Consider the following 9843-nt stretch of genomic DNA (forward strand, 5'->3'; position numbering starts at 1 on the left):
CCCGGCCCGTGGGCGGCCCTCAGGCCTGCGGCGCGGGGGCCAGCAGGCGCTCGCGCAGCCGCGCGACGGTGGCGGGGGTGATGCCGACGGGCCCGGTGAGGTACGCGGAGGGGGAACCGTAGCGGGCTGTCAGCCCTTCGAGGAACAGGGCCATGACGGTGGCCGGGGCGCGGCCGTAGGAGGGCCAGCGCAGGGTGCGGCCGGGGTGGGCGGCCCGCCAGTCGGCGACGAGGCGTTCGGTGGCGAGCTCGGTGAGCGCGAAGTCGGCGAGGATCTGCTCCTCGGGGACGTCGAGGAGGGTCAGGACCAGGGCGGCGACGAGTCCGGTGCGGTCCTTGCCCGAGGCGCAGTGGAACACGGCGGGGCCGGGACCGTCGGCGATGAGCTCGACGGCCCGCCGGATCTCCTCGACCCCGTCCTCGGCCACCTCGGCGAACCGGTCGGCGAGGTAGCGCCAGGGGTCGGTGTCCGGGTCGATCTCGGCCTGGTCGTAGGGGCGGTGCTCGATGCTGTGGTTGGCGTACGTGAAGAGCTCGGCCTGCGGCACCCGGCCGCGGGCCGCTATCTCCCAGGGGTAGCGCAGGTCGATGACGGTACGGACGCCCAGCGCGAGGAACCGGTCCCAGTCGGCGCCCTGGAGCTTGGCGAGGGAGTCGGAGCGGTACAGGGCGCCCCAGGTGACGGTACGGCCGTCGGCGGTGCGGTAGCCGCCCATGTCGCGGAAGTTGTGCAGGCGCTCGAACGCGACGTGACGGGTGGGCGGGGTGTCGTGAGGACGGGACAACCGGGGCTCCTGGGTGCGGTGTAACCGTGGTGGTGCGTGCGGTGGTGGTGCGTGGTGCGGTGCGGTCAGGATGCCCTAGGTCAGCGGTAGTAGCGGCGGCAGGCCCGGAGCATGCCCTCGGCCGAGAGGGTGAACACGTCCACGAACTCGCTCTGTTGGGGCGAGAGTCGGCCCATGACGACCACGCAGTCCCCGTCGGCGACGATCCGGTTGATGTGGTGGCGGACGCCGGGCGGCCGGGGACACTCCAGGTCGGTGCCGAGCGTCCCGCCGTGCAGGAGCGAGCCGTAGCCGTCGAGGTCGCCCGCGTCGAGGTAGTCGTAGGCGAGGCGCACGTGGTCGACCCCGGAGTCGGTGACGACGCGGCTGGGCGGTACCCGCCGCCCGGCGTGCCGACTGTTCATGGGCAGTCCTTTCGTACGGCCGCACCCCCTCCGGGTGCCGGCCGCTCCACGTTCCGCCAGGTCCGCAACTCGGGGCTATCCCTTGCCTATCACGCTTCACCACCACGCAATCTCCACACCATGGACAACCGGAGAGGTGTTCGGCGAGACTGGCCCCGCGCTCCATCCGTTCACTGGTGTGCCTCCAGCTGGGAGACTCATGACCGTTTCGCCCGGCGGGGTTCCGCACACCCCGGACACGGTGGTGTTCCGCATCCTCGGACCGTTACAGGTGACCGGCCACTGCGGGCCGGTCAGGATCCCACCGGGGCGGCAGGAGGTCATTCTGGCCGCCCTGCTGCTTGAGGCGAACCGGGTCGTGAGCACCGACTACCTGGTCGATCTGATCTGGGACGACGAGCCGCCGGACACGGCGCGCACGCAGGTGCAGATCTGCGTGTCGCGGCTGCGCAAGCTGTTCACCACGGCGGGCATCGCCGCCGCCATCACCACCCGCCCGCCGGGCTACGCCCTCAAGACGGAGGGCGACCTCGTCGACGCGGCGATCTTCGCCCGCCGGGTCGCGGAGGCGCGCGCCCTGGGGAAGCGCCGAGACATCGCCGGGGCGGTGGAACTGCTGCGCCTGGCCGCCGAGTTGTGGCAGGGGGACTGCCTGAGCGGGGTGTCGAGCGAGACCCTGCGCAGCAAGGCCCTCCAGCTGGACGAGGAGCGGCTGACGGCCGCCGAGACCCGGATCGACCTCGAACTCGACCTGGGCCGCCACCACCAGCTCGTCGGCGAGATCCAGCTGTTGGTACGGGTCCACCCGCTGCGGGAGCGGCTGCGCGGGCAGCTGATGCTCGCCCTGTACCGGTCGGGCCGGCAGGCGGAGGCGCTGGAGAGCTACCGCGTCGGGCGGGAACTGCTGGTGGAGGAACTCGGCCTGGAGCCCGGGGGCGAGCTGCGGCAGCTGGAGCGGGCCATCCTCTCGGGCGAGGTCCCCCCGGTCCCCCTGCCGGGGAAGGGGGAGGGCGCGGCTTTTCGGGGCGGGTTCCGGGAGACGGAGGCTCCGGGCGCTGGGTTCCGGGCGGAGGCTCCAGGAGGCGGGGCGTGGTGGCCGGGCCGGGAGTTACCGAGCCCGGGTGAAGCCGGTGCGATGGGCGCGGAGCTGCGGGATGCGGGCCGGGGGGCCGACCCGTCGGGCGCGGGATCGGTGGGCGCGGGATCGGTGGGCGCGGGATCGGTGGGACCGCTTGGGGCCGATGGCGGCCCGGCGGGGGCGCGGCCCGGCCAGGGCACGCCGGGAGCGGGAGCTGCGGGCGCCGGACGGCCGGGGTTCGGAGCCCCGGATGCCTCTGCGCCGGGTCCCGGACAGCAGGGTGCCGGCCCGTGGGGATCCGGACCGGTGAGCGCCGGCTCGGTGGACGCGGAACCGTCGGGCCCGGGTGAGAGCGGCGGCGGCCGGGAGGGCGCGCGGCCCGGCTCCACCACACCGGGCGCGGGAACTCCGGGCCCCGGCCCGGCGGAGGCGGGAGCAGCGGGAGCGGGAGTGGCGGGCACGGGATGGCCGGGTGCCGGAACAGCAGTCGCCGGCTTCCCGGGCACCGGAACGACGGGTGCCGGACGGCCGGGCGCAGAGGCGGCGGGTACCGGCCCGGCGAATGCCGGATGGCCCGGGGCCCGACTGGCGGACGCGGGAGCGACGGATGCCGGACGGTGGCCGGGGGGCGGACCGGCGGGCGCCGGGGCGCTGGGGCGGCCGTTGGGGGCGGGTGCGGGGGCGGCTGGCCCGGGTTACGGCGGCGGGTCGCGCTTCCCCGCTCTGCCGGGGCGGCCCGGCGGGGCGACGGACGCCCTGGGCGGGGCCCTTCTTGGCGCGCTCCTCGCCGGGCCGACGGACCTCGGAGCAGGTTCCGGGGCTCCGGAAGGTGGCCGCGACGGGGCCCCGGGGCCGGCCGGGGGCTCCGCGGGTATCGCCCAGCCCGGCCACGCCAGACCGGGCGGCACCCTGGGAGCGGAGTCCCGACCGGAGACCACCGCCGGGGGCCCTGGGGGCTTCCCCGGCACCGACTACGGACCGGATGCCACCGGCGGTCCGGGCGGCCTCCCGGGTGCGGAGTACCGGCCGGAGACCACCCACGGCCCGGCGGGCCGCACCGGTGCGGAGTACCCGCCGGAGACCCCCGGGGGCGCGCGGGGCTCCACAGGTGCCGAGTACGGACCGGAGACCACCGGGGAGCCGGGCCGCCTCCCGGGTGCGGAGTACCGGCCGGAGACCGCCCACGGCCCGGCGGTCCGCACCGGTACGGATTACCCGCAGGAGACCACCGGGGGGCCCGGGGGCTTCGCTCGTGCGGAGTACCGGCTGGAGGCGGCGGGCGGCGGCCTGCCCGGGGCGGAGTACCGGCCGGAGGGGGGTGCAGGCAGGGCGGAGAGACCCGGCGGGGCGTACGGCGCTTCCGCGCAGGGAGGTCCGTACCGTGAGGAGACGCCCCGTCAGCTTCCCGCCGACACCTCCGACTTCGTCGGCGACGAGGAACAGATCCTGCGCATCGAGGGGGCGTTGCTCGGCGACGGCACCCGGCGGGCCGTCGGGCTGGCCGTGATCGTGGGCAAGCCGGGCACCGGCAAGTCCACCCTGGCCACGCACATCGCCCACCGGCTCAGCGATTCCGCCTTCCCCGACGGGCAGTTGTACTGCGATCTGCGCGGCACCGGCACCCCGGCCACCTCCGGCGAGGTACTGGGCCGGTTCCTGCGGGCCCTCGGGATCCCCGGCCCGGTGATCCCCGAATCGCAGGACGAGCGCGCCGAGATGTACCGGACCCTGCTCGCCTCCCGCCGGGTCCTGGTGGTGCTCGACGACGCCGCGTCCGAGAGCCAGATCCGGCCCCTGCTGCCCGGGAGCAACAGCTGCGCCGTACTGGTGACCAGCCGGGTGCGGCTCACGGGGCTGCCCGGCGCGCACCGCGTGGAGCTCGACGTGATGGGCACCGGGCACGCCGTGGAACTGCTGGTCCGGGTGATCGGCGCGGACCGGGTCGCCCGCGAGGGGGTCGCGGTCGAGGCGCTGATCCGCACGGTGGGCGGGCTGCCGCTCGCGCTGCGGATCGTCGCGGCACGCCTCGCGGCACGCCCGCACTGGACGCTGGCCTCGATGGTGCACCGGCTCGCGAACGAACGGCACCGCCTGGACGAGCTGACCCACGGCGAGATGACGATGCGGGCGAGCCTCTCGCTCACCCACGACGGGCTCGCGGCGGAGGACCGCCGGCTCCTGCGGCTGCTGAGCCTCGCGCAGGGGCCGACGCTGCCGGGCTGGCTGGCGGGGCCGCTGCTGGACGATCCGCGGCCGTTCGCTTCCGACCTGCTGGAGCCGCTGGTCGACGTACAGATGCTGGACGTCGTCGGCATGGAGTCCACGGGCGGGTTCCGCTACCGCTTCCACGAGATCATCCGGGTGTTCGCGCGGGAGCAGCTCGCCGCGCACCACGACCCGGCCGACCAGCGGGCGGCGACGGCCCGGATGCTCGGCGGCTGGATGTCCCTGGCCGAGCAGGCCCACCGGCGCATCTACGGCGGGGACTTCACCGTCCTGCACGGCGGCGCACCGCGCTGGGAGCCGCCGGCGGGCTGTGTGGAGGAGCTGCTGGTGGATCCGCTGGAGTGGCTCGACAGCGAACACGCGAACCTGGTGCAGGCCGTGGAACACGCCGCCCGGGAGGGGATGGACGAGCTGTGCTGGGACCTGGCGGCGACGCTGGCCACCCTGTTCGAGGGGCGCGGCTACTTCGACGACTGGGAGCGTACGCACCAACTGGCCCTGGAATGCGTGCGGTCGGCCGGGAACACCCGGGGCACGGCGGCCCTGCTCGGCTCGCTCGGGGTGCTCTACCTGGGGCGCAGCCAGAGCGAGGAGTCGCGGGCGGCGCTGACCTCGGCGCTGGGGCTGTTCGAGGAGCTCGGCGACCGGCAGGGGCTGGCCCTGTGCCACCGCGACCTGGCGCTGCTGGAGCGGATGCGGGGCAACGAGGACCACGCGCTGACGCTGTACGACCGGGCGCTGCGGGATTTCGACCGGGCCGGTGACGTGGTGGGCCGGGCCATCGTCCTGACCCAGAGCGCGCACATCTGGATGCGGCGCGGGCAGACCTCGGCCGCGCAGAGCCGCCTCGACGAGGCGCTCGGCATCTACCGTTCGGTGGGGTACACGGGCGGCCAGGCGCGCACCCTGCGGCGGGCGGGACAACTGCTCCAGGGGCAGGGCGAGCACGAGCGGGCGGTGACCACCTTCACCGAGGTGCTGGAGCTGTGCCGGGACAGCGGCGACGTCATCGGCGAGGGGCACCTGCTGCGGGACCTCGGGCACGCGCACGCCGAGATGGGGCGGTGCGAGGCGGCCCGGGGGTTCTACGCGCAGGCGCTGTCGGTGCGGGAGCAGATCATGGACCAGGGCGGGGCCGCGCTGGTGCGCCTCGACCTGGCCCGGCTGCTCGCGGCGAGCGGGGGTACCGGGGAGCGGTCGCGGTCCCGGGAACTGCTGGAGAGCGCGGTACGGGCCTTCCGGGACCGGCGGATGGGGCCTGAACTGGCCGAGGCCGAACGGCTGCTGGGCTCCGCTCCGACGGGCGGATCCCCGGCGGGCAGGACCCCGGGCTCCTTCTCGGGCACGCCGCCGACGGTGTCGGGGACGGTGGTGCCGGGGGCCGTGGTGTCGGGGACGGTGGTGTCGGGGACGGTGGTGTCGGGGGCTCCGCTGCCGGGGCCTGCGCCGGCTCCGGTACGCGCACCGGCGGCGGGCTCCGCCGCCGGGGTCTGACCGCCTTCGGGGCGTTCCGGGGGCAGGGGCGGGCGGCGGCCTGCCGGGGCACCGGTGCGGGAACCGCGGTGGCCCGGGGTTCCGGTGCGGGGGCGCCGGGCGGGCGGGGTCAGTCCCACGGGTTGGTGTTGCTCGAGGCACCCGGCGCCGGGACGGCCTGCGGGCCGGCGGCGCCGACGGAGGCGCCCGCCGCGCCGTCCGCCTGGGCGGCCTGGGTGCCGAGGACGGCGGCGCCGGCGAGGGCGACGGTGACGAACGCGGTGCGCAGGGCGTGGGTGACGGTCATGTCGGGGTCCCTTCGTCGGTGCTCCCCGGGGGTTTCCGGGGCGCTTCCTTCTTCTGGACACCAACGTAGGAACGGCCGGAATCCCCGGACCGGCCCCGCCCCTATCCCCGCGCTATCACGGACCGCTCGCGGCTTTCTCGAGCGCCGATAGGACGGGACGGGCGAACGCTGTTCGCCCGGTGATGCCGACGCGATAGCGCGCTGCCCAGGATGGGGAACAGGAACCGGGCCGTCACCCCAGGCCCCGCCGTTCTCCCTCACCGTCCCCGGGAGCACCCGCATGAACACGGATACGCACACGGACACGAGCACGGACCGGCACCACGGCGCCCCCGCGGGGCCCGCGGGGCCCGCGCAGGAAACCTCCCGGGTGGGGGCGTTGATACGGGCCCACAGGCTGCGGATCGGGCTCACCCAGCGGGAGCTGGCCGACCTGTCGACGATCAGCGTGCGGGCCATCCGCGATCTGGAGCAGGGCCGGGCCAGACGGCCCCGGCCGGACACCGTGCGGCTGATGGCCGACGCGCTGCGGCTGGGGCCCCGGGCGCGGGCCGCGCTGGAGGCCGCCGCCCAGCAGGGCCGTGGCGGCGGGTCGTACTGGGCGCAGCCGCCGGCGCCGCCGACCGCGCTGCACGCGATGCCGGGGCGGGACGCCGAGACGGCCGTGCTGGAGCGGGAGCTGGTCTCGGGCGCCGAGCGGCTGGTGCATCTGGTGGGGCTCGGCGGGGTCGGCAAGACGCGGGTGGCGCTGGAGGTCGCCGAGCGCGTGCACGGGGCCGGCGTCCCGGTGCTGTGGTACGGCTTTCCCGGTGCGTCGGCCGACTATCTGGCCCACGGCGAAGGGGAGTTGTCGGACCGGGTGGCGGGGGCCGTGGCGGAGTTGTGCGGCGCGCCGGCGGCGGGCAGCGTACTCCCGACCGGCCCCGGCGAGCCGGCCGGGACGGGCGGGACGAGTGGGACGGGCGAGACGGGTGGGGCGGGTAGGGCCTCGGTCCTGGCCGGGCCGCCCGGGTTCGGGGTGGCCGCGCTGGCCGAACTACTGGGTGAGCAGCGGGTGTTGCTCGTCCTGGACGGGGCGCCGGCGGCTCCGCCCCGGTACGACCGGCTGACCGGGCTGTTGCGCGCCTGCCCCGGCCTGCGGCTGCTGGTCACCTCGGACCAGCCGTGGGAGGTACCGGGCGAGCGGATCTTCCTGCTGGCCCCGCTGGAGGTGCCGGCCGAGGGCGCGGCGGATCCCGCATCCCCGGCCGTCCGGGTGTTCCTGGACCACGTACGGCGCGTACGGCCCGAGTTCAGCCCCGGGCCCGTCGACCTGGAGCAGGTGGCGTGGCTGTGCCGCCGCCTCGACGGGCATCCGGGGGCCCTCGCCGCGGCCGCCTCGTGGATGGTGGTGTGCGATCTCGCCACCCTGTGCCGCAGCCTCGACGCCGATCCCGTCGCGCTGCTCGACCACCTCGGCGGGGGCGCGGGCGCGGACCGCTTCCGGGTGACCCTGCACCAGCGGCTGAGCCGGCTGCCGGCCGGGGCCCGGGACCTGCTGGACGCCCTCTGCGCGCAGGCCCCGGAGCCCGGGCCGGGCCGTGACGGGGCCGAGTTCACGCTGGCCGGCATCACCGCGCTGACCGGCCGCGGCCTGTCCGACTCGGGCCGGATGCTGCGGGAGCTGCTGATCGCGGGCGCCGTACGGGCCGCGCACGAGAGCGGCGGCTCGCGGTTCAGGGTGCTGGGCCTGGTCCGCGCCGCCGTCCGCCCCAGCTCCTGCCCGGCGGCGGCCGTCGCCCCCTGACGGCCCGCCCCGGCACGTCCCATCGCCGACGCGCCGCAGGCCGGGGGCGTCCCCGCCGTCCCGGACCCCCTGGACGACGTGCGCCGCGCCTTCGCCGGGCACGACCGGATCGCGGGCCGGCGCGGGTTCCGTCGGTACCGCCGCCCAACTGCTGCCGGAGTGCCGGAGCAACTGCCGCCCGGGCCGGTGGGCCGCGGGTTGTATGACGTACGGCCGGACCACCGCCACCGGGCGGGCCCGGGTCTCCGCACCACCCACACCACCCCTCGCGAGGAGCATCCGCATGTCCCCCACCGCGTCCGAACGCAGCAGCGCGCACGGGCCGGCCGCTGTGCGGCTGCCCCTGTCGGCGGCGCAGCGCGACATCTGGATGGCCCACGGACTCGACGCCACGGGCTGCCGCTACAACATCGGGGAGTACCGGGAGCTCGCGGGGCCGCTGGACGCGGAGCTGCTGGCCCGGGCCTGGCGGCAGCTGGCCCGCGAGGCGGACGTCCTGCGGATCCGGGGCACCCGGGCCGACGAGGACGGCGGGCTGTGGCAGCTGCTGCACCCCGAACCGGAGGGCCGGCGGCTGGAGTTCGTCGACTTCGGCGGCGCGGCGGATCCGGTCGGGGCGGCCCGCGCCTGGATGACGGGGGAGCTGGCCCGGCCCTTCGACCTGGCGGACGGCTGGCTGACCCGGCACGCGCTGCTGAGGGCGGGTACGACGGCGGACGGGGAGCAGCGGTGGTTCTACTTCCACGCCTTCCACCACCTCGTGATCGACGGCATGGGCGTGGCCCTGCTGGACCGGAGGCTGGTCGAGCTGTACGAGCGGGGGGCCGCGGGCGAGCCGTGGGGGCCGACCCCGTTCGGCGCGCTGGCCGACGTACTGGAGGAGGACGCGGCGTACCGGGCGTCGGACGGGGCGGCCGAGGAGCGGGCCCACTGGGCCGGGCACCTCGCGGAGCTGCCGCAGACCCCGCGCCTGGGCGAGGGCCGCTCGGGCCGTACGGCGCCGGGCGCGCTGCCGTTCGTCCGGCGCACCGCACTGCTCCCGCCGGAACGGGCGGAGCGGTTGCGGGAAGTGGCGCGGGCGCACCGGGCGCCGTGGACGATGCTGGTGATCGCGCTGGTCGGGGCGTACGTGCACGCGGTTTCGGGGAGCGCGGAGCCGGTGCTGGGGCTTCCGGTGACGGGGCGGCGCACCGATCTGGCGCGCCGTACGCCGGCCATGCTGTCGAACGTCATCCCGTTGCGAGTGCCGGTGCGGGCGGACGGCACGCCGGGCGAGCTGCTGGCGACGGTGGTCGCCGAGGCGCGGCGGGGGCTGGCGCGTCAGCGCACCCGGTACGAGGACATGTGCCGGGACCTGGGGCTGGGTGAGACGGAGCGGCGGATCACGGCCCCGCTGGTGAACATCATGGCGTTCACGCCCGGTATGCGGTTCTGCGGTCTGCCGACGACGCAGCACAACCTGAGCAACGGGCCGGTCGAGGACCTGGCGGTCGGGGTGTACGACCTCGGGCCGGAGGGCGGGCTGCGGATCGACTTCGACGCGGCGCCCGAGGTGTGCGACCTGGAGGCGGTGGCCGGGCACCAGGACCGCTTCCTCCTGTTCGTGGAGTCGGTACTGGAGTCGCCTGAACAGCCGCTTTCAGAGCTGGAGTTGCTGGGTGAGGCGGAGCGGCGTCAGGTCCTGGAGGAGTGGACCGGGACCCGCACGGAGACCGGCGGGGCCACGCTCACCGACCGCTTCGAGGAACAGGCCCGCCTGCGCCCCACCGCCCGCGCCGTCGTCTT

General features: G+C 76.1%; 6 protein-coding genes. 3 read left to right on the forward strand and 3 right to left on the reverse strand.

Features of this window, described 5'->3' with window-relative positions:
* Positions 1-19 precede the first annotated feature (19 nt).
* Both AC07B0_RS37065 and AC07B0_RS37070 read right to left on the reverse strand, forming a co-directional pair.
* Positions 20-784, reverse strand: a complete 765-nt coding sequence (locus tag AC07B0_RS37065) for a tyrosine-protein phosphatase (protein WP_478900168.1) — start codon at positions 782-784, stop codon at positions 20-22.
* An 80-nt stretch (positions 785-864) separates the two neighbouring features.
* Positions 865-1188 carry a nuclear transport factor 2-like protein gene (locus AC07B0_RS37070; protein ID WP_356884107.1) on the reverse strand — a complete coding sequence of 108 codons (324 nt, stop codon included), beginning with the start codon at positions 1186-1188 and terminating at the stop codon, positions 865-867.
* A 199-nt stretch (positions 1189-1387) separates the two neighbouring features.
* Between AC07B0_RS37070 and AC07B0_RS37075 the strand changes: the two genes are divergently transcribed.
* Positions 1388-5986, forward strand: coding sequence for a BTAD domain-containing putative transcriptional regulator (locus AC07B0_RS37075; protein WP_478900169.1), 4599 nt, complete (start codon positions 1388-1390; stop codon positions 5984-5986).
* Between the two features lie 109 nt (positions 5987-6095).
* On the opposite strand, the gene AC07B0_RS37080 is transcribed toward AC07B0_RS37075, so the two are convergent.
* Positions 6096-6272 (reverse strand): hypothetical protein, encoded by a 177-nt coding sequence (locus AC07B0_RS37080; protein WP_356884103.1) that lies wholly within the window; start codon positions 6270-6272, stop codon positions 6096-6098.
* 280 nt (positions 6273-6552) lie between these two features.
* Between AC07B0_RS37080 and AC07B0_RS37085 the strand changes: the two genes are divergently transcribed.
* On the forward strand, positions 6553-8058 hold the full coding sequence (locus AC07B0_RS37085; protein WP_478900170.1) for a helix-turn-helix domain-containing protein: 1506 nt from the start codon (positions 6553-6555) through the stop codon (positions 8056-8058).
* A gap of 283 nt (positions 8059-8341) precedes the next feature.
* The coding region (locus AC07B0_RS37090) for a condensation domain-containing protein (RefSeq protein WP_478900171.1) at positions 8342-9843 on the forward strand (1502 nt) is incomplete at its 3' end.

It is taken from the genome of Streptomyces sp. NPDC044704 (assembly GCF_056433525.1).

Excerpts from the sequence above, each read along its gene's own strand:
- AC07B0_RS37085 (WP_478900170.1), top strand. The coding sequence starts at position 6,553 with ATGAACACGGATACGCACACGGACACGAGCACGGACCGGCACCACGGC.
- AC07B0_RS37070 (WP_356884107.1), bottom strand. The coding sequence starts at position 1,188 with ATGAACAGTCGGCACGCCGGGCGGCGGGTACCGCCCAGCCGCGTCGTC.
- AC07B0_RS37080 (WP_356884103.1), bottom strand. The coding sequence starts at position 6,272 with ATGACCGTCACCCACGCCCTGCGCACCGCGTTCGTCACCGTCGCCCTC.
- AC07B0_RS37075 (WP_478900169.1), top strand. The coding sequence starts at position 1,388 with ATGACCGTTTCGCCCGGCGGGGTTCCGCACACCCCGGACACGGTGGTG.